This is a genomic window from Rhizobium sp. WYCCWR 11128, from assembly GCF_013416305.1.
Classification (GTDB): domain Bacteria; phylum Pseudomonadota; class Alphaproteobacteria; order Rhizobiales; family Rhizobiaceae; genus Rhizobium; species Rhizobium indicum.
Map to the genome: position 1 here is coordinate 1 of NZ_JACCEZ010000022.1, position 26,744 is coordinate 26,744.

The 26,744-nt window shown below is 62.2% G+C and carries 23 protein-coding genes; 2 read left to right on the forward strand and 21 right to left on the reverse strand.

The features are described 5' to 3' along the window. Both HX898_RS32830 and HX898_RS32835 read left to right on the forward strand, forming a co-directional pair. Window positions 1–1,321, forward strand: a 1,321-nt coding sequence (locus HX898_RS32830) for a tripartite tricarboxylate transporter permease (RefSeq protein ID WP_180196794.1), incomplete at its 5' end; no start/stop codon positions are given. Window positions 1,322–1,535: 214 nt separating this feature from the next. Beyond that, window positions 1,536–2,705 (forward strand): M20 aminoacylase family protein, encoded by a 1,170-nt coding sequence (locus tag HX898_RS32835; protein ID WP_138335020.1) that lies wholly within the window; start codon window positions 1,536–1,538, stop codon window positions 2,703–2,705. Window positions 2,706–2,787: 82 nt separating this feature from the next. Here the strand turns inward: HX898_RS32835 and HX898_RS32840 are convergent, their stop codons facing one another. The 21 genes from HX898_RS32840 to HX898_RS32940 form a co-directional block, all read right to left on the reverse strand. Further along, window positions 2,788–3,633, reverse strand: coding sequence for a metal ABC transporter permease (locus HX898_RS32840; protein WP_029872008.1), 846 nt, complete (start codon window positions 3,631–3,633; stop codon window positions 2,788–2,790). After that, window positions 3,630–4,490 carry an iron/manganese ABC transporter permease subunit SitC gene (sitC, locus tag HX898_RS32845; RefSeq protein WP_173862974.1) on the reverse strand — a complete coding sequence of 287 codons (861 nt, stop codon included), beginning with the start codon at window positions 4,488–4,490 and terminating at the stop codon, window positions 3,630–3,632. The genes HX898_RS32840 and sitC overlap by 4 nt, the downstream gene beginning before the upstream one ends. Then, window positions 4,487–5,392, reverse strand: coding sequence for a manganese/iron ABC transporter ATP-binding protein (locus HX898_RS32850; RefSeq protein WP_171600595.1), 906 nt, complete (start codon window positions 5,390–5,392; stop codon window positions 4,487–4,489). The genes sitC and HX898_RS32850 overlap by 4 nt, the downstream gene beginning before the upstream one ends. Further along, the gene (locus HX898_RS32855) at window positions 5,389–6,321 is read right to left on the reverse strand and encodes a metal ABC transporter substrate-binding protein (protein ID WP_138335022.1); all 933 of its coding nucleotides are present in this window, start codon (window positions 6,319–6,321) and stop codon (window positions 5,389–5,391) included. The genes HX898_RS32850 and HX898_RS32855 overlap by 4 nt, the downstream gene beginning before the upstream one ends. Before the next feature lie 312 nt (window positions 6,322–6,633). Then, complete coding sequence (locus HX898_RS32860) at window positions 6,634–8,421, reverse strand: adenine deaminase (protein ID WP_138335023.1); 1,788 nt, start codon at window positions 8,419–8,421, stop codon at window positions 6,634–6,636. Continuing rightward, the gene (locus tag HX898_RS32865) at window positions 8,418–9,338 is read right to left on the reverse strand and encodes a nucleoside hydrolase (RefSeq protein WP_180196795.1); all 921 of its coding nucleotides are present in this window, start codon (window positions 9,336–9,338) and stop codon (window positions 8,418–8,420) included. Before HX898_RS32865 ends, HX898_RS32860 begins: the two co-directional genes overlap by 4 nt. A gap of 4 nt (window positions 9,339–9,342) precedes the next feature. Then, window positions 9,343–10,368, reverse strand: a complete 1,026-nt coding sequence (locus HX898_RS32870) for an ABC transporter ATP-binding protein (protein WP_180196796.1) — start codon at window positions 10,366–10,368, stop codon at window positions 9,343–9,345. After that, window positions 10,361–11,140 carry an ABC transporter permease gene (locus HX898_RS32875; protein ID WP_164070435.1) on the reverse strand — a complete coding sequence of 260 codons (780 nt, stop codon included), beginning with the start codon at window positions 11,138–11,140 and terminating at the stop codon, window positions 10,361–10,363. Before HX898_RS32875 ends, HX898_RS32870 begins: the two co-directional genes overlap by 8 nt. Next, a complete protein-coding gene (locus HX898_RS32880) occupies window positions 11,137–11,964 on the reverse strand; it encodes an ABC transporter permease (RefSeq protein ID WP_180196797.1) in 828 nt (275 codons plus the stop codon). Before HX898_RS32880 ends, HX898_RS32875 begins: the two co-directional genes overlap by 4 nt. 68 nt (window positions 11,965–12,032) lie before the next feature. Beyond that, window positions 12,033–13,055 (reverse strand): ABC transporter substrate-binding protein, encoded by a 1,023-nt coding sequence (locus HX898_RS32885; RefSeq protein WP_180196798.1) that lies wholly within the window; start codon window positions 13,053–13,055, stop codon window positions 12,033–12,035. Window position 13,056: 1 nt separating this feature from the next. Then, entirely contained in the window at window positions 13,057–14,100 is a 1,044-nt protein-coding gene (locus HX898_RS32890; RefSeq protein WP_180196799.1) for a LacI family DNA-binding transcriptional regulator, read from the reverse strand. 174 nt (window positions 14,101–14,274) lie between these two features. Beyond that, entirely contained in the window at window positions 14,275–15,708 is a 1,434-nt protein-coding gene (locus HX898_RS32895) for an efflux transporter outer membrane subunit (protein ID WP_180196800.1), read from the reverse strand. Between the two features lie 149 nt (window positions 15,709–15,857). Next, window positions 15,858–18,968, reverse strand: coding sequence for an efflux RND transporter permease subunit (locus HX898_RS32900; RefSeq protein ID WP_180196801.1), 3,111 nt, complete (start codon window positions 18,966–18,968; stop codon window positions 15,858–15,860). Between the two features lie 48 nt (window positions 18,969–19,016). Further along, entirely contained in the window at window positions 19,017–20,228 is a 1,212-nt protein-coding gene (locus HX898_RS32905) for an efflux RND transporter periplasmic adaptor subunit (protein ID WP_180196802.1), read from the reverse strand. 169 nt (window positions 20,229–20,397) lie between these two features. Further along, the gene (locus HX898_RS32910; protein ID WP_011653308.1) at window positions 20,398–21,000 is read right to left on the reverse strand and encodes a TetR family transcriptional regulator; all 603 of its coding nucleotides are present in this window, start codon (window positions 20,998–21,000) and stop codon (window positions 20,398–20,400) included. 108 nt (window positions 21,001–21,108) lie between these two features. Then, on the reverse strand, window positions 21,109–22,053 hold the full coding sequence (locus tag HX898_RS32915; RefSeq protein WP_180196803.1) for a phosphoribosylaminoimidazolesuccinocarboxamide synthase: 945 nt from the start codon (window positions 22,051–22,053) through the stop codon (window positions 21,109–21,111). Between the two features lie 84 nt (window positions 22,054–22,137). After that, window positions 22,138–23,883, reverse strand: a complete 1,746-nt coding sequence (locus HX898_RS32920) for an SLC13 family permease (RefSeq protein WP_180196804.1) — start codon at window positions 23,881–23,883, stop codon at window positions 22,138–22,140. A gap of 103 nt (window positions 23,884–23,986) precedes the next feature. Next, window positions 23,987–24,673, reverse strand: coding sequence for a phosphoribosyltransferase (locus HX898_RS32925; RefSeq protein ID WP_180196805.1), 687 nt, complete (start codon window positions 24,671–24,673; stop codon window positions 23,987–23,989). A 14-nt stretch (window positions 24,674–24,687) separates the two neighbouring features. Continuing rightward, window positions 24,688–25,494 (reverse strand): pseudouridine synthase, encoded by an 807-nt coding sequence (locus HX898_RS32930; RefSeq protein WP_138335034.1) that lies wholly within the window; start codon window positions 25,492–25,494, stop codon window positions 24,688–24,690. A gap of 157 nt (window positions 25,495–25,651) precedes the next feature. Beyond that, window positions 25,652–25,858, reverse strand: a complete 207-nt coding sequence (locus tag HX898_RS32935) for a hypothetical protein (RefSeq protein WP_012758797.1) — start codon at window positions 25,856–25,858, stop codon at window positions 25,652–25,654. 139 nt (window positions 25,859–25,997) lie between these two features. Further along, on the reverse strand, window positions 25,998–26,336 hold the full coding sequence (locus HX898_RS32940; RefSeq protein WP_017961927.1) for a hypothetical protein: 339 nt from the start codon (window positions 26,334–26,336) through the stop codon (window positions 25,998–26,000). Between the last annotated feature and the right edge of the window lie 408 nt (window positions 26,337–26,744).

The following is a 26,744-nucleotide window of genomic DNA, read 5'->3' on the forward strand; positions in this document are numbered from 1 at the left end:
CATGCTCGCCGGCATCTATTACGGCGCGCAGTACGGCGGCTCGACGACGGCGATCCTGATCAACATGCCGGGCGAATCCTCCTCGGCCGTGACCGCGATCGACGGCTACCAGATGGCCCGCAAGGGCCGGGCCGGCGCAGCGCTTGCGATCGCGGCGCTCGGCTCGTTTTTTGCCGGCACGGTCTCGACCTTTCTCGTCGCGATCTTCGCACCGCCGCTGACCGCAATCGCGCTGCAGTTCGGCTCGGCGGAATATTTCTCGCTGATGATCGTCGGCCTCGTCTCCTCGATCGCGCTCGCGCATGGCTCGATCGTCAAGGCGCTGGCCATGGTGGCGCTTGGGCTGCTGCTCGGCCTCGTCGGCACCGACATCTACACCGGCACGCCACGCTTCACGCTCGGCATCCGTGAATATGCGGACGGGCTGAACTTCGTGGCGCTTGCCGTCGGCGTGTTCGGGGTGGCGGAAATCCTGCGCAACCTCGAGGGCGAGTCGACACGCACGGTGCTGATGGCCAAGGTCACCGGCCTTTTGCCGTCCCGCCAGGAATTCAAGGAGATGATCGCGCCGGTCATTCGCGGTACGGCAATCGGTTCGGCGCTCGGCATCCTGCCAGGTGGTGGCGCCATTCTCGCGGCGTTCGCCTCCTATACGGTGGAAAAGCGGATGTCGAAGACGCCGGAGGAATTCGGCAAAGGCGCGGTCGCCGGCGTTGCGGGACCGGAATCGGCAAACAATGCCGGCGCGCAGACCTCGTTCATTCCGCTGCTGACGCTCGGCATTCCGGCCAATCCCGTCATGGCGCTGATGGTCGGGGCGATGATCATCCAGGGCATCGTGCCCGGTCCGAACGTCGCCACCGAGCAGCCGGCGCTGTTCTGGGGCATCATCGCCTCGATGTGGATCGGCAACCTGATGCTGGTCATCCTCAACCTGCCGCTGATCGGGCTCTGGGTGAAGCTCCTGACCGTGCCTTACTACGTGCTCTTCCCCATCATCATGGCCTTCTGCTCGATCGGGGTCTACAGCGTCAACGCCAACGTCTACGATCTCTATGCCGTCGCCTTCTTCGGGCTCATCGGCTACGTGCTGGCGAAGCTTCGCTGCGAGCCGGCGCCGCTTCTGCTCGGCTTCGTGCTCGGACCATTGCTCGAAGAAAACCTCCGGCGCGCCATGATCCTGTCGCGCGGCGATCCGACCACCTTCGTTACGCGGCCGATCAGCGCCATTCTTCTGGCCATTGCAGTCGCCGTCCTCATTGTCGTCTTCCTGCCGAGCGTCAAGAAGAAGCGCGAGGAGGTGTTCGTCGAGGAGGGCTAGAGCATGATGCCGAAAAGTGTGAGCGGTTTTCGGACGAGATCATGCTCTAACTATATAATGTAGAATAGGATTCAGACTTTAGGCCGGCCTAAAATCATCCTGTTCGGGGGTTGAACTTACTGCCTGGTTGATGAACAAGAGGTAATCTGACGCGGGCGCCGGTTGGGCGCCCGTCTCGTTTGACAGAATATCCAGGCCCCAGGAGCATTGCGCGATGAGCATTCCCGCCCGGATCAAAGACGATCTGCCGTTTCTGACCGCCCTGCGCCGTGACCTGCACGCCCATCCCGAACTCGGTTTCGAGGAGGAGCGTACCGCCGGCATCGTCGCGAGGCTTCTCGAGGAAGCCGGCATCGCGGTGCATCGCGGTCTCGGCGGCACCGGCGTGGTCGGCACGCTGCAGTTCGGCAACGGCACACGAAGGATCGGGCTGCGCGCCGACATGGATGCGCTCGCCATGCCTGAAATGGCGGAGCGGCCCTATAAATCGACCGTGCCCGGAAAGATGCATGCCTGCGGCCATGACGGCCATACGGCGATGCTGCTTGGCGCCGCGCGGCATCTTGCGGCAACGCAGGATTTTTCCGGCACGGTGCATTTCATCTTCCAGCCGGCCGAGGAAGGGCGAGGCGGAGCAAAGCGCATGGTCGAGGAGGGCCTGTTCAAGCTTTTCCCCTGCGACGCGGTTTATGGGCTGCATAACATGCCTGGGCTTGCGGTCGATGAGATTGCCGTGGTCGAGGGGCCGCAGCTTGCCTCCTCCGACAGCTGGCGCATCACCTTCCGTGGGACCGGCACGCACGGCGCCAAGCCGCATCTCGGCCGCGATCCGATCACGGCGGCCGGGACCTTCCTGTCATCGCTGCAGACGATCGTCGGACGGGTGATCGATCCGCTGCAACCGGCCGTCGTCAGCGCTTGTTTCCTGCAGGCGGGCGACTCGAAGGCGCTGAACGTCATTCCAGATATCGTCGAGATCGGTGGGACGGCGCGGGCCTATTCGCCCGATGTGCGCGACCAGTTGGAGACCGAGATCGGACGATTGGCGCATGGCACTGCGGCTATGTACGGCATTGCTGTGGACTATGCATTCGAGCGGCGGATTCCGCCCGTCATCAATGACGCGGATGCGACCGCGCGGGCGCTCACGGCCGCCGGCTCGGTCTTCGGCGGGAAGGTGCAGACAAGCTTTCCGCCGTCGACGGCAGGCGACGATTTCGCCTTCTTCGCCCAGAATGCGCCGGGTTGCTATGTCTGGCTCGGCAACGGCCCGGCAGTGGATGGGGCTCTGCATCACAACACGGCCTATGATTTCAACGATGAAGCGCTGGGATATGGGGCGGCCTATTGGGTGGCGCTGGTCGAGCGAGAATTGAAGGTTTGATTATCTGCTGCCTAATTGCCCAAACCGGAATCGATTGTAGGAATTAGGCAGCAGTTCAAATTGTTACATTCGTCGATGTCCATCAGTCCATCGGCGATTCCTCAACCCGGGCCGTTCCGCGCGTGGCATGGATGAAGGCGAACACGAAGCCGATCGCCAGCACAAGCACGATGGTCGGCGCCGGCGCGCTGTCGATGAAGAAGGACAGGTAGACGCCGACAAAAGAGCCGATCACGGCAATGGCGACGGAGAGGAGCAGCATCGTGCTGAACTTGCGGGTGAGCAGGAAGGCGATGGCTCCCGGCGCAATCAGCATGGCGATCGAAAGGATGATGCCTACCGCCTGCAAGGCGCCGACGATCGTCAGCGAGATGAGGGCGAGAAGGCCGTAATGCAGCAGGTTGATCCTGAGGCCCACCGCTCTCGCCTGGGCGGGGTCGAAGGCGTGCAGCAGGAAGTCCTTCCATTTCACACCAAGAATGACAGCTGTGATCGCAGCGATGACGGCCGACTGCCCGATGTCGCGCCAGGAGACACCGAGCATGTCGCCGAACAGGATGTGGTCGAGGTGCACGTCGGACTGGATCTTGACATAAAGGACCAGGCCGAGCCCGAACATGCCGGAGAAAACGATGCCCATCACCGTATCCTGTTTGATACGGCTGTTATCTTTCAGGAAACCGGTGGCGATAGCGCAAAACATGCCGGCCACGAAGGCGCCGATCGCGAAGGGTATGCCGACGATATAGGCGATAACCACGCCGGGGAAGACGGCGTGGCTGATGGCGTCTCCCATCAGAGACCAGCCTTTTAGAACCAGGAAGCAGGACAACAGCGCCATCGGGATTGCGACCAGCACCGAGATCACCAGCGCATTGACCATGAAGCCGAACTGGAAAGGCGAAAGAAGCGTCTCGACCATGTTCATGGCGCTACCTCCAGCGCCTGCGCGGCGCGTCTGCGTGCCGCCAGCATGCCGTGTTTGGGTGCGAAGAAGAACGCGATCAGGAAGATTGCCGTCTGCAGTACGACAATGATGCCGCCTGTCGCGCCATCGAGGAAGTAACTCGCATAAGCGCCGACGAAACTGGTCATCGATCCGATGATGACCGCGATCACAAGCAGCCGCGGGAAGCGGTCGGTCAGCAGATAGGCGGTCGCGCCGGGCGTCACCACCATGCAGATGACGAGGAATGCACCGACTGTCTGCAACGCCGCGACGGTGGAGGCAGACAGCAACGTGAAGAAAATGACCTTGAGAGCGGTCGGATTGAGACCGATCGATCGGGCATGGCTCTCGTCGAAGAAAGTGACCATCAGGTCCTTCCATTTGACGAGCAGGACAGCGAGCGACACGAAGCCGATGATGGCGAGTTGCAGCGTATCCTCGGGCGTGATGGCGAGAATGTTGCCGAGCACGATCGTCTGGATGTTGACCGCCATAGGCTGGAGCGAAACCATGAACAGGCCCAGCCCGAAGAAAGAGGAGAAGATCAGGCCGATGATGGCATCTTCCTTCAGTTTGGTGCGTTGGTTGAGGAAAAGCATCGCTGCGGCAGCGAGCCCTCCGGAAAAGAAGGCTCCGATCGAAAAGGGAAGTCCGAGCATATAGGCGCCGGCGACGCCGGGAACGATCGCGTGCGAGAGCGCGTCGCCGATCAGCGACCAGCCTTTCAGCATCAGATAACAGGAGAGGAAAGCGCAGACGCCGCCGACAAGGGCGGACACCCACATGGCATTGAGCATGTATTCATAGGTGAAGGGCTGCAGGAGGTCGGCTATCATTCCCGACCCCCATTGCCACTATCGGACCTTCGGGCGGTCGCTTTTCCACCCTGCAGGATCAGCGGGCGCTCATCATCGGTTATGACGCCGATCGACGTTGGCCTGCCGTTCTGCGCTTCGCTGAACACGAAATGACGCAGCACGCCGCCAAAGGTCTTTTCCAGATTTTCCTGCGTAAAAGTCTCGACGGTCGGGCCGTAGGCGAGCACCGTGCCCTTGATCAGGATGGTCCGGTCGCAGAATTCCGGCACGGAGCCGAGATTGTGGGTGGAGACCAGCATGACGCGGCCTTCATCCCGCAGTTCGCGCAGGAGCTTGGTGATCTGGTCCTCGGTCTTTACGTCGACGCCGGTAAAGGGTTCATCGAGCAGAATGACCCGGCCGTCCTGTGCCAGGGCTCGCGCCAAAAAGACCCGCTTCCGCTGACCGCCGGAGAGCTCGCCGATCTGGCGCTTGCGGAACTCGCTCATGGCGACGCGGGCGAGCGCGGAGGCCACTGCCTCGTGGTCTGCGGCCTTCGGGATGCGCATCATGCCCATGTGGCCGTAGCGTCCCATCATCACGACATCCTCGACCAGCACCGGGAAGTTCCAGTCGACTTCTTCCGATTGCGGCACATAGGCGACGAGGTTCTTGCGCAGCGCCTCTTCGACCGGCATGCCAAGTACGCGAATGTGGCCCCTGGCGAGACGCACGAAACCCATGATCGACTTGAAGAGCGTGGACTTGCCGGAACCGTTGACACCGACCAGCGCGGCGATCGTGCCCGTGGGGATCTGGAAACTCGCGTCCCTCAGGGCCGTATGTCCGTTGCGGTAAGTGACGGTCGCATCCTTTACCGTGATCCCCGATCCCGCATCCGAGGATGCAGGACGGACAAGATTGCCAACCAGCACGGTCATTGCGACAACCCATCGGCAAGACCCTTCGCGACCGTATCGGAGGTTACGCGCAGAAGATCGATATAGGTTGGCACCGGGCCGTCGGCTTCGCTCAGCGAGTCGACATAAAGCACGCCGCCATAATGCGCACCGGTTTCGCGCGCCACCTGCCGGGCCGGTTTATCGGAAACAGTGCTTTCGCTGAAGACGGTTGGAATCTGGTGTTCCTCGACCGCATCGATCACCTTGCGGACCTGCTGGGGCGTGCCCTGCTGGTCGGCGTTGATTGGCCAGAGATAGAGTTCCTTCAGCCCGAAATCGCGTGCGAGATAGGAAAAGGCGCCCTCGCTTGAAACCAGCCAGCGCTTGTCCTCGGGAATTTTTTCGAGGGTGGCACGGATCGGAGTGATCGTCGCTTCGATCTTCTGCTTGTAGGCCTCGGCGTTAGCCTTGTAGGTCTCCGCATTCGCCGGATCATACTTTGCGAAAGCATCCCGGATATTGTCGACGTAGATCAGGGCGTTCTTCGGCGACATCCAGGCGTGGGGATTGGGCTTGCCTTCGTAAGGGCCTTCCGAGATGCCCATCGGTTCGATGCCATCGGAGACGACGGCACCGGGGACGTCGTGCAGGTTCTGGAAGAACTTTTCGAACCAGCGCTCCAGATTGAGGCCGTTCCAGAGAATGAGCTGTGCACCTTGTGCTCGCTGTATGTCACCCGGCGTCGGCGCATAGTTGTGGATCTCTGCGCCCGGCTTGGTGATCGATTCCACGATCGCGGCATCACCGGCCACGTTTTTTGCCATGTCGGCAATCACCGTGAAGGTCGTCACCACCTTGAACTTCGAATTGGTTGTCTGTTGGGCAGCGGCGGGAAAGGCAACCAGCACGGCTGCGAATGCCACCCCTATCATTCCGGCCAAAACCGACCGTCTTTCCCCATAGAGCATATATTTCTCCTCTTGCTGCTATTGCGACCGAATTGCAAAAGCCGCGGAGAGTCGAACAAGTTGCGCTTCGGAATGATTTGCAAAAAATGCTTGACGACCCTTGTTTCGACTATTGTGCAATTAAGAATGAATTGCAACAATGATCCGAACCGGAGGCCGAAAAAGATGACAGCAGGCCCCGACGGGCTGGCTGCGGTCAACCTCATCGAACAACGCATACCGGGATTTGCCGTAACGGCGCATGGTTCGATCGGTTAGGCGTTTGAGGGGCACACGGCACCCCTCATGACGGAACTTGCGCGCCCTCGGCCTTTACAAGACCTTCAGCACGGGGTTTTCCAGCACCTTGCCCGTTACCACATCGGCAATCCCCTGATCGGTCTGATGCGGGCCGACATTGCAGGCGAGCGTGGCGCCGAAGCAGGCCTTGAAGACCAGATAGGGCGGCTTCCACGTGACGATCTTTTCCATCGCCTTGCGGATGCCGGCGAAGGCCAGGGCCGTGTCCTTCAGCGAGGCATCGGTCACTAGGCCTGAGAGCGGCAGCGGCAGCATCGCCTCGATCCTGCCGTCCTTGGCGACCGCCATGCCGCCGCCGGCTGATATGACGGCGTTGGCGGCGAGCGCCATGTCGCCGGCATTGCCGCCGAAGACGGTGAGGTTGTGGCTGTCATGCGAAACGGTGGTACAGAAAGCGCCGCGCCATTCACCCCAGCCGGTGAGGAAACCGATGCGCGGGATGCCGTCGGTCTTGCCGTGGCGATGGGCGACCGAAATCATGGCGCTGCCGGCCGGCGGCACGACGAAACCATCCCTGACCTCGGTTTCGGCCTCGCCCCATTGCGTGAAGCGCGGGCGGTCGATGGTGGCGACGCGGACGCGCGCGCCCTTCGCCGGAATGCGAAAATCATTCTCGGTCAGCGGCGGCAGCTTCACCGAATTGACAAGCGGCGCCGTATCGATCTGCTGGACGGCAACCTGCATGCCGCCGTTGCGGGCAACGATGCGGCCGCCTGATATGACGAGCCGCGCCCGGAACTCCGCGAGGTCTTCGAAGAGCACGATGTCGGCGCGGCGGCCGGCGGCGACGAGGCCGAGATCGGAGCGCTTCAGACGTTGTGCGGCGTTGAAGGTCGCGGCACGGATGGCCCATTCCGGCTTCATGCCGTAGCGCACCAGGCGCCTGATGACGTCGTCGAGGCCGCCACCTTCCTGCAGTTCGTCAGGAAAGACGTCGTCGGTGCAGAGCGTGATGGTCGGGGGCAGGTGGCCGAGACCGTTCAGTACCTCGACGAACTCCTGCAGCAGATGGTCGTGAGAGCCGCGCAGCTCGATCGTCAGGCCGGCGGAAAGCTTGGCGAGGAGATCGGCGCCGGAGGTAAGTTCGTGGTCGGAGGTGATGCCCGACGCCATGAAGGCGTTGAGATCGGCGCCTTCGAGGCCGCGGGCATGGCCGCAGACGAGCTTGCCGGCGGCGAGGCCGGCATTGACGATAGCAGTCATGCGCGGATCGCTGTCGATGACGCCGCGCATGTTCATCACTTCGGCGACGCCGCCGATGGCGGAGGAGTGCAGCATCTCGGCGACGACCGCAGCATCGAAATCGGCGCCGGCAAGTTCCAGGCCCGGCGCGGAGGGCACGCAGGAGGGCGCGAGAAGGATCATACGCAGCGGCAGGCTGCGCGCCGCCTCGATCGCCCAGCGCACGCCGTCGAGCCCGTGGACATTGCCGAATTCATGCGGATCCCACACGATCGTGGTGACGCCGCGTGGCAAGACGGCGCTCGCATATTCGGCCGGTGTCACCATCGAACTTTCGATATGCATGTGCGTGTCGATCAGGCCGGGCGTCAGGATACTGCCCGCCGCATCGATGATCTCGATGGCATCCGTGCGGCTTGCCGGGGCATGGACGCTTGATATCAGCGCGCCGACGAGGCCGATATCGGCTTGCCGGGTCAGGCCCGTCACCGCATCGAGCAGCCGGCCGCCGGTGATCAGCATGTCGAAGGGGGCATCGCCGCGCGCAGCGGTGACGGCGCGGGCCCGCAAGGCGGGATCGTTGAGATCGGCGGGTTCTTGGCGAGCGGTGACGTTCATTTGCGGGCCTCGTTGACCAGGGCAGCGAGAATGATGACACGCGCCATGTCGGCATCGATGTCGGCGGCGAATTGCGCATTGAAACTCGCATGCGTGGCGCGGGTCTCGACGACGGTGCGGCCGCGGGTCAAGGCGCCCTGCAGCTCGACGTCGATACGGGCGGGGCGGAAGCTGACAATATCCGGAGCGACGAAGGCGACGGCGGCGGAAGGATCGTAAATTGCCATGGCCGGGCGGCCACGGCTGGTGCCGATGCGGATATAACCCGAAAACATATCGGCGATGAGTTCGGCATTGGCGCCGCCGGCATTGCGCACCGGCTCGGCGTCTTCGGGCCTGGCCAGCACCTTGCGGCAGAGGTCGAGATCGACCATGCGCAGCGGCAGGCCATGGGCGATGACGATCGAGAGGGCCTCGGGATCGGCGAGCGCGTTGAACTCGGCGGAGGCCGTATGGTTGCCGCTGGTGACGCCGCCGCCCATCCAGACGAGTTCGCTGATGCGGGCAGCAAGATCGGGCCGGGCAAGCGCCACGGCGGCGATGTTGGTGAGCGGGCCAAGCGCCAGGATGCGGTGCTGGCCTTTGTGCTCCAGCCAGCGGCAGAGTGCTGCGAAGGCATCGCTTTCGGCAAGGTCACCCGCCTGCGGTAGGTTCCTCCCGATGGTGGGAATGCCGGTTTCGCCGAGGATAGCCTGAGCGGTTTCCAGCTTGCCGAGCACGGGCATGGCGCGGCCGGTGTGGATGGGGAACGTCCAGCCGAAGGCGCTGGCGGCGCCGGCGGCGTTTATCCTCACCTGCGGCAGCGGCGTATTGCCGAAGACCAGCGATACACCGTCGATCTCGAATTCCGACTGTCCCACCACCAGAATGGCGGCGATGTCGTCGAAGCCCATGTCCGTGTCGATCCAGACGCCCATAATTTCACCCGAACCGTTTGAGGTTTGCCGCGCCGGCAACCGGCAGATCGAAAGTAAGCGGGCTGCCGATCTCGTGCGGTGGCAGGCCTGCATCGATCTCGGCCTTGATCGGGCCGAGCGGAGTGTCGAGCAGGTATTCGCGGGTGTTGCCGGCGAAAGACGTGCCGCGCACGGTGCCCTGGAAAGCACCGGAGCCAAGCTTCACCATGCGCGGACGCCAGGCGAGGCCGGCTGCGGCTTCCGGCGCCGGGCCGGAAAGTCCGACCGGTCCATTCGGTGTCGCAAGCTTTCCATCCTTCAGCGCAAAGACATTCTCGAAGCCGACGAAATCGGCGACGAAGGCTGAGGCCGGATTGTTGTAGATCTCCTCCGGCGTGCCGATCTGTTCGATGCCGCCGTTCAGCATCACGACGATGCGGTCGGCGAGCGCCAAGGCCTCCACCTGGTCGTGGGTGACGAAGATCATGGTGACGCCGGTCTCCTTCTGCACACGCTGCAATTCGGCGCGCATTTCAAGGCGAAGGCGGGCATCGAGATTGGAGAGCGGTTCGTCGAGCAACAGCACCTTCGGCTCCATCACCATCGAACGGGCGAGCGCCACGCGCTGCTGCTGGCCGCCGGAGAGTTCGGCGGGCTTGCGGCCGGAAAAAGCCGAGAGCCCGACCGATTTCAAGCCGGCGCCGACTCGGGCATCGAGATCCTGGCCTGAAATGCCCTTGAGACGCAGGCCGAAGGCGACGTTCTCATAGACTGTCAGATGCGGGAAAAGGGCATAGGACTGGAAGACGAGGCCAACGGCGCGTTTGTTGGCCGAGACGCGGGTGATATCGACGCCATCGAGGCGGATGCGGCCAGCGGCGGGCGTCAGCAGGCCGGCGATGGCACGCATCGTTGTCGTCTTGCCGCAGCCGGAGGGGCCGAGAAGCGCCACCAGCTCGCCTTTGCCGATCGCGAGGTCGAGGTCCCGCACCGCGACCGTGTCGCCATAGGCAAGTGTCAGCTTGTCGAGTTGAAGATAGGCATCAGACATAACGCGAGAATCCCAGGAAGCGTTCGGCGAGGAAGACGATGCCGATCGAGAGAAAGGCGAGAAGGGCGGAGAGCGCGGCAATGGACGGATCGTAGGTGGTTTCCATGTAACCCAGCATGTCGATCGGCAGCGTGCGGACGCCGGGGCCGGACAGGAAGAGCGAGACGGGCACCTGATTGAAGCTGGTGACGAAGCCGAGGATGAAGGCGGCAAGGATGCCGCCGCGGATATTCGGCATCACCACGCGGAAGAAGGCGCCGAGCCGGGAGGAACCGAGCAGGACGGCGGCCTCCTCGATGTCCGAGCGCAGATTGTCGAGGCTCGCGGAGACGACGCGCACGGCATAGGGCAGCACGAGAGCCGTATGGGCAAAGAAGAGCGCGAGCGTGATGTTGAAGCCGAAGGGCACGACAAGATAACGCAGCAGCGCCAGGCCGACGATGATGCCGGGGACGATGATCGGCAGCGAGACGATGGTGCGGACGATCTCGGCCGCGGGCAGCTTGTAGCGGGAGAGGGCGTAGGCGGCCGGGATGCCGAGGAGAAGGGCTGCGAGCGTTCCGAAGACGGCGAGGAACATCGACATGGCGAAGCTGTCGCGGAAGCTCTCGATGGTGAAGACCTTCATCACCCAACGCAGCGACAGGCCCTGTGGCGGGAAGGCCAGCGTATCGCCTGATGATAGCGAAGCGGCGATGATGATCAGGAACGGGCCGATCAGGAAGACCAGCAACAGGAAAAGCACGATGGGCGAAAACAGGCGCAGCGTCATCGGCGGTTCCTCGCCGTCGCAAGGCGTTTCAGCAGGATATTGGCGGCAAAGCTCATGATGATCAGGATGAAGGCGATGACGCTTGCCGAGACGAAATCATTGGCGACGGAAACCTGCTGGTACATCAGCGTCTCCAGCATCAGCACCTTGGAGCCGCCGAGCACGGCGGGGGTGATATAGGCGGTCAGCGATCCGGTGAAGACCAGCGTGCCGCCGACGACGAGGCCTTCCCTGGTGAGCGGCAGGATGACTTTCCAGAAGACCTGGAACCAGTTGGCGCCGAGCACGCGGGCAGCCGGGATTGCATCCTTCGGCATGTTTTCGAGCGCGCTGATCAGCGATAGGATCATCAGCGGCAGGAAGAGCTGCAGGAGGCCGATGAAGACGGCGGTCTCGGTGAACAGCAGCCGCAGCGGCTCGGCGCTGAGACCGAGGCCCGTTATCGCCTGGTTGACGATGCCGGTGCGGCCGAGAATGACGATCCAGGCATAGGTGCGCGCCACCGGAGAGATCATCAGCGGCAGGGTCACGAGGCCGATCATCCGGCCCTTGCCGTTCGCCGGCAGGTTGACGATGGCAAAGGCTGCGGCATAACCGATGACCGCGGAAACGGCGGTGACTTCGAGGCCGAGCCGGAAGGTGCGCAGGAAAACGGTGCGGTTCAACGTCCCGGAAAAGAAATCGGCATAGGCCGACAGGCTCCAGCTGCTGCCGGCGCGGAAGCCCTCCGACAGGAGGATCGCAACGGGCAACAGAAAGACCACGGTTGCAAAGATGGCTGCCGGCAAGGCAAGCGCCAGGGCTTCTGCGCGGTTCTGGAACATGGGGCGCCTTTCGAGCGGACAAGAGGGAGGCCCCGGCAGAGGCGCCGGGGCCATTTTTCACGCGGGCCTTACTGGCCGACCTTCTCGTTCCACGTCTTCAGCCAGCCGGCGCGATTGTCGAGGGCGACGGCTGATGGGATCAGCTTGAGGCTCTTGGCCGTTTCCTCGCCATAGGTGAGGTTGTTGGCGGCGGCTTCGGAAAGCTTGACCTCGCTGTTTGCCGGGCTGTCGATCAGCTTTTCGGCGAGCTTGGTCTGGATGTCGGTCGAGAGCCAGAAGTCCATGAACTGCAAAGCGAGATCCTGGTTCTTCGAGCCCTTGGTCAGCACCAGCACGTTCATGCCGCCGGTCTGACCCTCCTTCGGCGTCGCCCAGGCGACCGGGACGTCGAGTTTGGTGAAGCCGGCCCATGAGAAACGGCCGATCGGCGCTGCCCAGATCTCCTCCTGCTGCATCAACTGCACCAGCTGCGAGGACTTTTCGTAGAAGGTAACAATCTCGTCCTTCTTCTCGCCCAGCGCTTCGATCGGTCCCTTCAGATCTGGCGTGTCCTTGCCGAGCGCCAGGCCGAGCATATAGAGCGCCGGCGGGCCTTGGTTGGTGGTCACGTTCGGAAAGGCGACGTGGCCGACATATTCCGGCTTCAGGAGATCGGCCCAGGAGTCGATCTTCATCTTGTCGGAGCGATAGGCAATCGACGTGGCGTAGAAGGTGTAACCGACGCTCATGCCGTCGCCGTTCGGATCCTTGGCGACGTCATAGAGCTTGGCGAAATCGGCGAGCTTCGCGGTATCGATCCTGTCGATCAGGCCGGCGCGAGACGCGGCCAGCGCATCGGCCATGGAAACGGCGGCGAGATCGACGACCGGGTTGGCCTTGTTCGCCTCCATCTTGGCCAGACGCTCGACGCTATTTCCGGTTTCGACCACGAGCTTGCAGCCGCATTTGGCTTCGAAGGGATCATAGACCAGCGTCTTGAAATCGTCTTGCGCAAAGGCATAGACGGAAATCGTCAGCGTCCGTTCTGCTGCGGCTGCGGTGAGCGGGGAAAGGGCGGCGAGGGCTGCCGAGGCAATAGGAGCTTTTTTCATCTTACATGTTCTCCATCTCTGAGGTTTTTGGTGCCGGGTTCGCAGGCCCGGATGATTGGCGGACGATCAACTGCATGGCGACGCGTTCGATCTCCGCGGTAACGAGTACGCCCTCGCGGATGCTGCTTGTTCTTATGGTATCCACCAGCGCCGACACGGCAATCTCGGCAATCCTATCCATGTCCATCCGGACCGTCGTCAGCGACGGCGTGACAACAGATGACCAGATGAGGTCATCGAAGCCGGTGACGCTGACGTCAGTGGGAATGTTGATGCCCGCCTGCTGCAACTCCGTCAGCGCCCGCAGCGCCTGCAGGTCGGAGAGGGCTGCGAAGGCGGTGAAACCCTGCCTGACTTTTTCGGCGAGGCCGAGCGGGCAGCCGCTGCCGTTCTCCTGCTCCAGCCTGTCGATCCACAGCGTTTCCGAATGCATGCCGCGGCGCATGCCGGAGCGGATGCCGCCGGCCCGGTCGTTCTGGACGTTGGATTCCTGATTGTTGCCGATGATGAGGATGTGGCGATGGCCGAGGCCTGCGAGATGGCCGGCGATTTCATGGCCGCCCTGCCAATGGTCGGCGGCAACGGTGTTGCCGGGCGTCGAGGGAGTGTCGATGACGGCGACCGGACAGGCGGCCGACGAAATGCGGGTGGCGCGGCGGGGAATGACGACCATGCCGTCGACGCCTCGCTCGACCAGCCGGTTGATCGCCTCGGTCTGGGCGGCGACATCACCGCGGGAATCGGCGATCAGCACGCCGTAACCTGCGGCGGAGGCAGCGAATTCGATCGCCTGCGCGATCTTCGGGAACAGCGGATTGGCGATATCGGGCAGCACCAGACCGAGAACGCCGCTGCGGCCGGTCCGTAGCGCCCGCCCGGCCTGGCTCGGGACGTAACCGAGCTCGGCTGCATGCTCGCGGATTTTTTCGACCAGTTGGCCGGAAACCCGGCCCTTGCCGGAAAGCGCATTGGAGACCGTGGCGACGGAGACGCCGAGCGATGTCGCTATCCTGCTGAGGTTCGGTCCCGGGCGCGATGCTGCCATGATTGACGATCACTCTGATTAATCGTTTAATCAGAGTGATAGCCCAGCTTTTCCCGCCTGTCGAATCCGAATTCATCTTATCCGCAATTGTTCGGCTACGGCACGCGGCGGATAAGAAAAAGCCCCGCGAAACGATCGCGAGGCTTTGTACTTTCAGATCAATTGAAGAAGCTGTCAGCCCTTGACAGCCACAACCTTCGCCGCCGGTGCGGTGGTCTTGCCGCCGGGGGCGAAACCGCCGCCGATCGCGATGTTCAGCGAGACATAGTCCCTGGCCATCTGCTGGACGGATGCGGCAAGGCTTGCCTGGGCGAGCGAAACCTGGCGCTGCGCGTCGAGAACGTCGAGCAGCGAAGAGGCACCGTCCTTGTAGGATGCGGTCGAAAGTTCGAGCGTTTCCTGCGTGGTCTTCACCTGGGCTTGAAGCGCCGAAACCGTGCGGGCGTCGCGCCGGACAGCGGAAAGTGCATTCTCGACCTGTTCGATCGCGGTCAGTACCGTCGACTTCCAGTTGAGATAGGCCGCTGCGGCATTGGACTGCGCCGTCTTGACGCCGGCGCGCAGGGTACCGCCATCGAAGATCGGCAGGTTGAGGGTGGGGCCGAAGGACCAGGGCGTCAGGCCGCCATGGATGCCACGCTGGTTGATGTAAGCCGGCGAGATCGAGCCGCTGAGCGAGATGCTCGGATAGAGTTGCGCCTGGGCGACGCCGATCAGTGCCGTTGCGGCAGCGAGGTCGCGTTCCGCCACACGGATGTCGGGACGGTTGCGGATCAGGTCCGCCGGAATGCCGGAGGTGATGCCGCCGCGGAATACCGGCTGACCGAAGCCCTTCAGCAGATCATCGACAAGGGTTGCGGCCGGCAAGCCGAGCAGCGTGGCGATATGATGGGCCGAAATGCGGATGTTGGTTTCGAGGCCGGGAATTTCGGCGAGCGTCGACTGCACCAGGCCTTCGGCCTGAACGACGTCGAGACGCGAGGCGGCGCCGGCTTCCAGCTGGAACTTGGTCAGCTCGTAGGTTTCCTGACGGGACTTCAGGTTGGCCTTCGAAAGCGCCAGGCGCTGCTGGTAATAGCGAACGTCGATGTAGCTCGAGACGAGATCCTGCACGAGGGTCAGCTTGGCAACGTCGGCGGATGCGTAAGCAGAATCGAGCGAAGCGAGAGCGCTCTCGGTGTTGCGCTTGTAGAGGCCGAAAATATCGAGCAGCCAGGTCAGCTGTGCTTCGCCGCCGCTGGTGTTGCGCGTGTCGAACTGCGTGCGCAGCTCGCCCTTCTGGCCGCTGACCGTGTGCGAGGCACCGACGGTCAGGTTCGGCAGGGCGCCGGCTCCTGCGACGGTGACGTTGGCGGAAGCCGCATTGATGCGTTCGATCGCCTGCTGGACCGACAGATTCTGGTCGAGGCCGGACTGGACGAGGCCGTCCAGCTTGCGGTCGTTGAAGGCGCTCCACCAGGCCACGGTGGTAACATCGCCATCACTCTTGGTTCCACCCTCTCCGAATTTGGCGGGCAGCGGCATCTCAGGAGGAACATGATCTGGGCCCACAACGCAGCCCGACAACAATAACAATAATGCCGGTGTGGCAAAACGAAGAGATACCATTCATTTCATCCTGTACTCGAGCAAGTCAATTCTTGTCCGAAGCTTCATGCTTCACTATCGGCCGCCGCGCCTCGTTCTACCAAAAACACCTTCCGAAGCAGTCGGGCGCAATGTAGCAACGGGAACAGCATTATCACAGTGCATTTATATCACAGTCCTGCCGCATTTTTGTCGCGTGTGGCAAAGATGCGTCGGATGACGACGAAAAACGACGGCACGAAGAAAATTCCGAGCATCGTCGCCGCCAGCATGCCGCCGAGAACGCCAATACCGATGGCATTCTGTGCCGCCGAGCCCGCGCCTGTCGCGATCGCCAGCGGCACGACGCCGAGAATGAAGGCAAGCGAGGTCATGATGATCGGCCGCAGCCGCAATCTCGCCGCTTCCAATGTCGCCTCGTAGAGCCCCATGCCGCTTTCCATGCGGTCCTTGGCAAATTCGACAATCAGGATGGCGTTCTTCGCCGCCAGCCCGATGGTGGTCAGCAAGCCGACCTTGAAATAGACGTCGTTTGCCTGACCGAAGACGGTTGCCGCCGTCAGCGCCCCGAGGATGCCGACAGGCACCGCCATGATCACCGAGAAGGGGATCGACCAGCTTTCGTATAGCGCTGCCAGGCAGAGGAAGACGACCAGCACCGAGATCGCGTAGAGCATCGGCGCCTGCGAACCGGACAGCCGCTCCTGATAGGAGATGCCCTGCCAGGCGACCGTATAACCGCCGCCGAGCTCATTGGTCAGTGCTTCCATTTCGTTCATCGCATCGCCGGAGGAAACTCCGGGTGCGGAAGCGCCGTCGAGCGGAATTGCGCTGACGGCGTTGAAGCGGGCAAGCGAAGGCGCCCCCTTCACCCACTCCGTGCGGGTAAAGGCGGAGAAGGGCACCATTTCGCCGTCATTGTTGCGGGCGTACCAATGGTTGAGATCGCTCGGCTGCATGCGGAAGGGCGCATCGCCCTCGACGTAGACCGGTTTGATCTCGCCGTTCAGCGTGAAGTCGTTGACGTCACGGCCGGTGAAGATGATCGACAGCATCGAATTGACCGAGGCGATGTCGACGCCCATGGCGCCGATCTTTTCCTGATCGAGCACGATGCGCATCTGCGGCTCGACTTCCTTGTTGCTGCTGCGCAGCGCCACGATCTTGCCCGAGCTATTGCCCATCTGGATCAGCCGCTTGGAGGCGGCCGTCAGGGCGTCGTTGCCATGACCGCCGGTGTCGACGAGATACATGGAGAAGCCGCTCGACACGCCAAGACCCTGGATCGCCGGCGGCAGGAGCGCGAAGACCTGCGCCTCGCGGATCGCAAAGAAATTGCCAAGCGCCCGGTTGACGACCGATTGGGCGCTCTGCGCCGGATCGGTGCGCAGCGAGAAATCCTTGAGCTTGGTGAAGACGATGGCGCTGTTCTGGCCGGAACCGCTGAAGCCGAAGCCGAGCGCGCCGAACACGGAATCGACGGCGTCCTTCTCGTTTTCACGATAGTATTTCTCGACCTTTTCGACGACTGCCTGGGTCTGCTGCGTGGTCGATCCCGGCGGCGTGGTGACGATGGTTAGCAGCACGCCCTGGTCTTCCTGCGGCAGGAAGGAGCTCGGCAGGCGGGTGAAGAGATAGGCGCAGCCGGCGCCGACCAGAAGGAAGACCAGCATGACGCGGATCGGCCGCTTCAGCAGATAGCCGATGGCGCTGATGTAGCCGTTGGTCGAGCGCGTGAAGTTGCGGTTGAACCAGTCGCCGACGCGGTGCTTCCTGTGTTCGCCGACCGGCTTCAGCATCGTGGCGCAAAGTGCGGGCGTCAGCACGAGGGCGACGAGCGCCGACAGCAGCATGGCCGAGACGATGGTGATCGAGAACTGGCGATAGATGATGCCGGTCGAACCGCCGAAGAAGGCCATCGGAATGAAGACTGCGGTGAGGACGAGCGCGATGCCGACGATGGCGCCGGTGATCTCGCCCATCGATTTTTCCGTCGCTTCGAGCGGCGAAAGCTTTTCTTCGGACATGATGCGTTCGACGTTTTCGACGACGACGATGGCATCGTCGACGAGAAGGCCGATCGCCAGCACCATGGCGAACATCGTCAAGGTATTGATCGAGTAGCCGGTGACCGCCAGCACGCCGAAGGTGCCGAGCAGCACCACGGGAACGGCAATCGTCGGGATCAGCGTTGCTCGGAGATTCTGCAGGAAGACGAGCAGCACTACGAAGACGAGCACGATCGCCTCGATCAGCGTGTGCACGACTTTCTCGATCGACAGTTCCACGAAGGGCGTGGTGTCGTAGGGATAGGTGATCTCGACACCTGCCGGCAGGCCGCGGCCGATAACCTCGAGCGCGGAGCGCACGCGGGCGGCGGTATCGATGGCGTTGGCGCCGATTGCAAGATTGACGGCGAAACCGGTCGACGGCTGGCCGTTGTAGCGCGAACTGCCGCCGTAGCTTTCCTGACCGATCTCGATGCGCGAGACGTCGCTCAGACGCACCGTCGCGCCGTCCTTTTCGACCTTCAGGATGATGTGCTCGAAATCGGCGACGGTGGTCAGCTGGCTTTGGGCGGTGATGGTGACGTTGATCTGCTGGCCGGGGATCGTCGGCTGAGCACCGAGCGAACCGACGGAGACCTGGGTGTTCTGCGCCTGGATGGCTGACGTCACGTCGCTCGGCGTCAACTGGTATTTCAGCAGCTTGAACGGATCGAGCCAGACGCGCATGGCGTATCCTGAACCGAAGACATTGATGCTGCCGACGCCTTCCAGGCGCTGAATCTGATCCTCGATCGAGGTCGACATGATATTGCCGAGGTCGACGGAGTTGCGCTTACCGTCGGTCGAAACGAGCGAGCCGACGAGAAGGATGCTCGAGGTCGAGCGGGTGACGCTGATGCCGGCATCGATGACGTCGCTTGGAAGCTGCGACTGAACCAGCTGCAGCTTGTTCTGCACCTGCACCTGGGCGATATCGGGGTCGGCGCTCGTCCCGAAGGTGAGCTGGATGCTGGCCGAACCCGTCGATGAGGTCGAGGTCATGTAGGTGAGGTCGTCGAGGCCGGTCATGCCGTCCTCGATGATCGTCGTCACCGATTTCTCCACAGTCTCGGCGCTGGCGCCGCGATAGGTGGCGTTGATGCGAACCGTCGTCGGGGCGATGTCGGGATATTGCGAGATTGACAGCGTGAAGATCGCCAGCAGGCCGGCGAGCATGATGGTGATCGCAATGACCCAGGCGAAAATCGGACGTCGGATGAAAAACTTGGCCATCGGTTGTTCCTGTGCGGCTGAGACGGTGACGATGCGGGCCTGCGGCGATTACTTCGCTGCGGGCTTCTGCGCGTCACCGGCCGCGGGCTGCTCGGCAGGCACGACCACGCCGGTGTCGTTGATCTTCATCGGGACCGGCTTCACCGGCATGCTTGAGGTGATCGATTGCAGGCCGCTGACGATCAGCTGATCGCCGTCCTTGATGCCTTCGGTCACGAGCCAGGAATTGTTGGAGGGCGAGCTGTTCTCGAAGGCGCGGGTTTCGACCTTGCCGTCGGCGGAAACGAACTGTGCCGTCAGCCGGCCGTTGGCGTCACGGCTCGTCGCCAGCTGCGGCAGCGCATAACCGGCCTCGGCGCCGAGCTCGACGGTTGCGCGGACATACATGCCGGGCAGTACGATACGGTCGGGATTGGGAAAGAGCACACGAATGATGAAGGTGCCTGTGGTCTCACTGACCACCTGCTTCGACATGTCGAGCTTGCCCTGCTGGTTATATTCCTTGCCGTTTTCGAGGATCAGGTGGAAGACGACATTGGCTTCGCCCTTGATGTCGCCGGCGGCCATCGCATCGCGCAGCTTCAGCAGGTTGGTGCTCGATTCCGTCAGCGAGATGTAGATCGGATCGAGCTGGCGGATTGTCGTCAGCGCCGTCGTCTGGTTGGCAGAGACAACGTTGCCGACATTAACGGCCGTCTGGTCGATGATGCCGTCGAAAGGGGCGACGATCCTGGTGTGGTCGAGGTCGATCTGTGCAGCGGACAGTGAGGCCTTCGCCGACTCGACTTCGGCCTTGGCCTGGAGCAGCGTCGTCTTGGCCGTTTCGAATTCGATCTGGGTGGCGCCGCTGCCGACGAGGCGCTGGTAGCGGTCGAGATTGCTTTCAGCGCTCGGCACGCTCGCCTGCGCCTTGGAAATCGCCGCCTTGGCCTGCTCGACGGCGGCGATATAGGGTGCATCCTCGATCTGGTAGAGAAGGTCGCCCTTCTTGATCTCGCCGCCGTCCTTAAAGGCGACTTCGCGGATCAGGCCGCTGACCTGAGGCCGGATATCTGCTGTCTGAAATGTCTCGGCGCGGCCGGGCAGGATCGTGGTGATCGGGAAGCTGCCCTTCGTCAGCGCGATGACGCCGACGGGGGCAGCCTGCTGCGCCCCGGCTGCACCCGCATTGCCGGCGGGCTTGGAGCCACTATCGCTGCAGGCGGCGAGAAGGGCTGCGAATGCCAGGGCCGAGGAGATGAGGAGGGCACGCCGTATCATGCTGAATTCCTGTGCGGTGGCAATCGCCGTTCAATCCACGAGCTCGGGCCTGCGGGCTCGGCTTGAGCGAGCGCAGGCTTATATAGGCGTCAGGATTGGGTTGGCTTCAAATGCCGTTATCCGAATTTAAGAAAAGCTTTACGAAGTGACGTAATTCAGCAATCATCACTTAGCAAGCGCTATTTTGCAGTGCGGCATCGACGAAACACACGATTTTTTCGGCGCGGTGCACAAGGGTCTCCTTGTCGTCGCGAGCGATCAGGACAGGGTGCAGCACGCAGGCGAGGACGTCTGCAACGGTACGCGCCGCGCTCTCGGGATCGCGGCAATGATAACTTCCCTCCGCCATGCCCTCGCGGATGATCTCGCCGAGCTTCGCCTCGATGCGGGCGCGATAACGATTGCCGGCCTCGAGTTTGGCTTCGATCGTCGAAAGCACCATTTCGAAGATATAAGGGTTCTTCTGGATGTCCTGCAGGTGGCTTTCCAGCAGGCGCAGGATGAAGCGGAGCAGTTGTTCCTTTGGCGGCAGCTTCTCATCGAAGGCGGCGAAGCGCTCGGCGGCATCATCGAGATGGCGTCCGGCGATCGCATCGACGAGCGCCACCTTGGAACGGAAATGCTTGAAGACATTGGCGGGCGACATGTGGAGCGCGCCGGCGATATCGGCGATCGACACCGCAACGAAGCCGCGCTCGCGAAACAGCATCTCCGCCATGGAGAGAATGTCTTCCCGCGTTTCCTCGGCCTTGCGTCTTGGCCTTCTTACCATTTGTTCCCCGCCGGGCTGAGCCCGATACCCCTTTTTGCCAATGCTAGCGCGATTGGAAGGAATGCCGCAAGCTGATGATCGGGCCGGCGGCTTTCGTCTGTCGCCATTTCAAGGGAAATAGGGAGCGAGGTTGTTTCGGACACGGGCAAGTGGCGTCTCGCCGCTATCGTCAGGAACGAAGCGCTCGCCGGTGATCGCCTCGTAGGCTTTGATATAGACGGCCGAGGTCTGCTCGATCAGTTCGGCGGGGATTTCCGGGATCTCGTCCTTATAGGGATCGCAGCGTTCCGCCACCCAGGCGCGGACGAAATCCTTGTCGAAACTTTCTGGGCGTTTTCCGGCGGCAAAGCTTGCCGGATAGCTTTCGGCAAGCCAGTAGCGACTGCTGTCCGGCGTGTGGATCTCGTCGGCGAGGATAATGTTGCCGTCACCATCGGTGCCGAACTCGTATTTGGTGTCGACCAGGATCAGCCCGTTTTTCGCCGCCATCTCCTGGCCACGGGCAAAGAGGGCGAGCGCATATGTCGACAGCGTCTGCCATTGTTCCTTCGTGAGAAGGCCGCGCGTGACGATTTCGGCCGGGGTCAGCGGCTCATCGTGGCCGCCGTCGAATTCCTTGCTGGTCGGCGTGATGACAGGTTCCGGCAGGATCTGGTTGTCGCGCATGCCGTCGGGCAGACGCATGCCGTACATCTCGCGTTCGCCCTTCTTATAAAGCGTCAGGATCGAGGTGCCGGTGGTGCCGGCGAGATAACCGCGCACGACGATCTCGACCGGCAGGATGTCGAGCCGCTTGCCGATGACGACATTCGCATCGGGATAGTCGAGAACGTGGTTCGGGCAGATGTCCTTCGTCGCCTCGAACCAGTAGCGCGCCGTCTGCGTCAGTACCTCGCCCTTATAGGGGATGCAGGTCAGGATGCGGTCGAAAGCGCTCAGCCGGTCGGTGCTGATAATAATGCGTCGTCCGTCCGGAAGATCGTAATTCTCGCGCACCTTGCCGCGATAATAGTTCGGCAATTCCGGGAAATGGGCTTCGGAAAGAATTCGCACGGTGCTCGACTGTCCTTAATTATTGTGTGAAGACTTCCTGCTCTAGTTTCATTGCTGGGGAAGTCAAGCCGATCGGGTATCGCGTCACAGCCAGAACAGACCGGTAAGAAGCAGGGCGAGGCCGTAACTTGTGACGGCAAGCGGCCAGCCGGCACGCAGGAAATCACGGAAGCGGTAGCCGCCGATGCCCATTGCCAGCGTGTTGTTGTGATGGCCGAAGGGCGTCAGGAAATCGAGCGACGCGCCGGCGGCCACCGCGATCAGATAGGCGTCCGGCGCATGCCTGCCGGCTCTTGCGAATTCCAGTGCGATCGGGGTCAGGACGATTGCGACCGTCGCATTGTTGACAAAAGGCGTCAATGCCATGGCGAGGAAGAGGATGAGGGCGATGCCAAAGAGCGGATGGGTGATCGGCACGACGAGGCTGAGCCAGCCGGCAATGGTTTCGGCCGCTCCGGTGCTTGCCACCGCCTGGCCGATCGGGATCATCGCCGCCAGCATGATGATGATCGGCCAGTTGAGATCGGCCATCGCCTGACGGATGTTGAGGTGATTGAGCAGAGCGAGCACGAGCACGACGCCGGCAAAAGCGATGTCGGGACGCAGGCCGGCCGCCGAGGCGGCGACGCCGCAGGCAAAGAGCGCGAAGGGCCGCCAGGATAGGAGCGGCGCCGGTTCGCTCGGTGCTGTCGAGGCGAGCGGCAGGCACTCGCTTTCCTCCAACGCTTCGCCGATTGCAATGCGCGGCCCCTCCAGCGTCAATATATCGCCGATCGACAATTGCAGGTCGAGGAAGCGGCCCTCGATGCGTGGCGCGCGCATGGAAAGGGCGGTGACCGCGATGCCGCGACGGTGGAAGACTTCGAGCGAGCGGACGCGCGAACCGACCAACGTGCTTTCCGGCATGACGACGGCTTCGAGACGGCTGAAATCCGGCTGCAGACCATGGGAGTGGGCGTCGGCGATCAACGCCTGTGTGGCAGCAAGGCCGGCAAAGACCGTATCGGCGCCTTCGGCAAGCAGCACGTCGCCGGGTTCGATCACCAACTGGTCGAGTGGACCGAAGACGAAATTGTCGTCGCGGATCAGCGCGTGCGGTTTGATGCCGAAACGCACCGGGCAATCGGAAAGCCGCACGCCGATCAGCGGCGAAACGTCGGGGATGCGGCGCTCGACGACGATGCGGCGCGTAGCCGGAGAGGTCGTTGACGGTGTTTCGTCGGGTTCCGGAAACAGGCGCTGCACGCGAAAGGCGATGAGCAGAATGCCGGCGATGGCGACCGGCAGGCCGACATAAGCGAAATCGAAGAAGTGAAAGCCGGTTCCGGTCGCCTTGGCGAGCGCATCGCTGACGAGCAGGTTGGCCGGCGTGCCGATCAGCGAAACGAGGCCACCGAGCAGGGCCGCGAACGAGACCGGCATGACGAGCTGGCGGCGGGGGATCGTCAGGACCGTGCCGAGACGTAGCGTTACCGGCAAGGTGATCGCAAAGGCGCCGATATTGTTCATGAAGATGGACATGAAGCCGGCAAGCGCGGAAGTGCCAGCGATGACGGTGAAGTCCCTGGGTCTTGCGGCCGCGAAACGGGCGGCGAGACTGTCGAAGAGCCTGGCGCGCGCCAACACCTGGACGATCAGCAGGATCTCGACGACGGTGATGACGACGGGACTGGCGAAGCCCGTGAAGATCTGCTCGGCGGGATAAAGGCCGAGCGCATGGCCGCTAAGCAAGCCGGCGATCGAGACCACCTCGATGCGGATGCGATCGAGCGAGAAGAGAATGAGCATCGCCAGCAGAAGGATCAGCAGGGATGCTTGCTCGAACGACATGGGCAGATCCGTTGTTTCATCGATCAGGCGAGACTGTAATCGTTCCTCATGCGCTGTACAGAGGCGCCTTCAGGCAAAGATTGAACAATCCTCATATCTCGCGTCAGGCTGGTGGTGCGTGCCACCGGCCCGTGGCGTTCCGCTCCAGAATGGGGGTTGCGAAGACGCCGACGGTGCGCGCGCTCCATTGCGGCCCGGCGGCTGCGAGACTTTCGCGCCAGCGCTCCGATTGCAGCATGGCCGCACCGATGACGACGGGTTCGATGCCGCAGCCTGTCAGCAGATGAAGACCCGCGACGATCGAGGCGCCGCTGGAAATGACGTCATCGATGAGTGCGACGCGTCGTCCCTGAAGCAGCGGCAGCATGCGCGGATCGATATAGAGACGTTTCTGCTGTGTCGGCGTGGTGATGGAAGACAGGGCGACGGAGAGCTCGTCGCGATACCAGAATTTGCGCGAGGTGCCGAGCGGAACGTAGCGGCTATGGCCGAGCTTCTGCGCCACGGCGGCGGCCAGCGTCAGGCCGAGCGTCGGCAGGCCGGCGACGACATCGATGCGCATGGGCCTGATCTTCTCGGCGAGGCTTTCGGCGAGCGCATCGAGCACGGCGAAGCTCGCCTGGTTGACGATCAGCGAGGCGAGGGCCCGGTCGCCATCCGCCAGCTCACGGATCGGCAGGCGAAGCTGGCGGCCGTCTTCGAGCGTGGCGACGTAAAAGGAGGTGAACTCCCCATCGCCGGCAAAGGTGCCGGGCGGGTGAAGTTCCTGCCAGAAGTCGTGCGGCGCCATCTCCGTCACAGCAGTCAATTGCGTCTCGTCCTCTCCATGCCGGTTTTCCGGCGCAGTGCCTGCAATTCGGGTTCGGTCAGCGCACGCACGGTGCCTTTCGGCAGTTCGCCGAGTTCGAGTCCGCCGATTGCAACGCGCACGAGACGCAGGCATTCGGTGCCGAGCGCCTCCAGCATGCGGCGGATCTGGCGGTTGCGGCCCTCGTCGAGCTCGACCTCGATCCACGAATTCCTGTCGCCCTGGCGCAGGCGCCGCGCGGCGGTCGCCGTCAGCACTTCGCCGTCGTGGCGGATGCCTGCTGTCATGGCGGCTATGTCCTCGTCGTCCATGATGCGGTCGATCTGGACATGATAGGTTTTTGTTACATGGGTGACCGGATCAAGCAGGATCTGGGCGAATTCGGTGTCGTTGGTGAAAAGCAGCAAGCCCTCGCTCGCCTTGTCGAGCCGGCCGATCGGAGAGAGATGCGGGATGTCGAAATCCCTGAGACAATCATAGACCGTCGGCCTGCCTTCGGGATCGTGGCGGGTGGTGACGAGACCGCGAGGCTTGTTGAGCATCAGATAGATTTTCGCTTCGGCAGCGATGACGAGGCCGTCGATGCTGATCCTTGCCGTGGCAAGATCGACCCATGCGGAGGTATCGCTGACGGTACGGCCGTCAACCGCAACACGATTTTCGGCAATCAGACGTTCGGCCTGCGTGCGGGAGCAATAACCGAGTTTGGAAAGGGCACGGGGAAGGGTGACCCGCTTGGCCGCGGCGGTATCTCCGGGCTTTGTTCGTTCACGCGTCTTGTGCGGGGGGCGCCGCTCCCTCATTTGCCATCCTTATCCTGCTTTCGATGCCGTTTTCTTGGCATGAACGGCAGAAGGATGCCAGCAACGTGAATAAAAAACGAGGGGAATAAAGGCGCTGCAACAAGGGGTCAGCGCTTTGGATAAAGCGCCGTCACGGCTTTGTTAGGGTGGTGCTGCCTCAGCGGCAGACCATGAAACCGGCCAGTTCCTTGCGGCTGACGACGATGCCGGCGGCGGCCTTGACCGGGTCCGGATGTGTGTAGGACAGACTAGGCATTTCCGGCAGATCGAGTGCCTGGCGCATATTCATGATACCGACCGCATAGCGGCCATCGGCGCTGTCGACGCTGACTTCAATAATGCAGTTGGCCCTCTTGTTTTCCATGGTAGTCCTCCCTTCGTTTTTTATGTTCCCATAGCTGGCATTAAAAATTGGTTTTTCTAAGACATAAGCATTTACGCACCCTGCCGAAAAACGGATCGGCGGGTGCGCAAAAACTGGTTTATGGGTGGATATGGCGTGTTCAGCGCCACCAATGGCGAGGCTGCGGCTGCGAACTGCCGGAAAGCAGGTATCCGGCAAGAAAGCCAATGGCGCCTGCAAGCACCAGGGCAGTGGTCGTTGCGGTCGGATGCTCGCGGGCGGCGTCGGCAGCAGCCACACCTTCGGCCCGGATCTGGGCGACGGCGTTCTTTGCCCGGGGCAGGGCTTCGTCATAAACCTTGCCGGCGCGGCCACGCACTTCGTAATAGGCTTCAGCGCCCTGAGCGGAAATCATCTTCTGCAGGCGCGAGACTTCCTGTTGGAGTGCGGCGATGTCCTTGCTGACGGATGCTCTGATATCATCGGTATTGGCAGCCATGTCGGTCTCCTTCCTTCAATGGGAAAGACAACACCCAACTCGGTGATAGGTTCCGAAATCTCAGCCGCTGATTTGTGACGGAAATTTAAAGCTCGCCGGTCGGAGGCGCTTTAATCCTCCGTTAACCATAATTTCGCGCAAGATCCTGTTTTCTCGCTATCTTTCGATCGTTGAGAACGACGTTCCGATGGATTTTTGACCAGCCGGTAAAGGAATTTTCGGGAATCCGTCCCGAAAGGGCGCCCTGTGGATAATATCGACCGGCAAAAATGCCAGCCGAATCAACCTGTTACAAAAATGTCAAAAAACTTTGGTTGGGTGTGTTGACTGTTTCGGTGGGTTAGTTCTATAAGCCCACTCACTGAACGAGGGCGGCGGCGCTGCTGGCGACGAAGTCTTTCGTTCTAA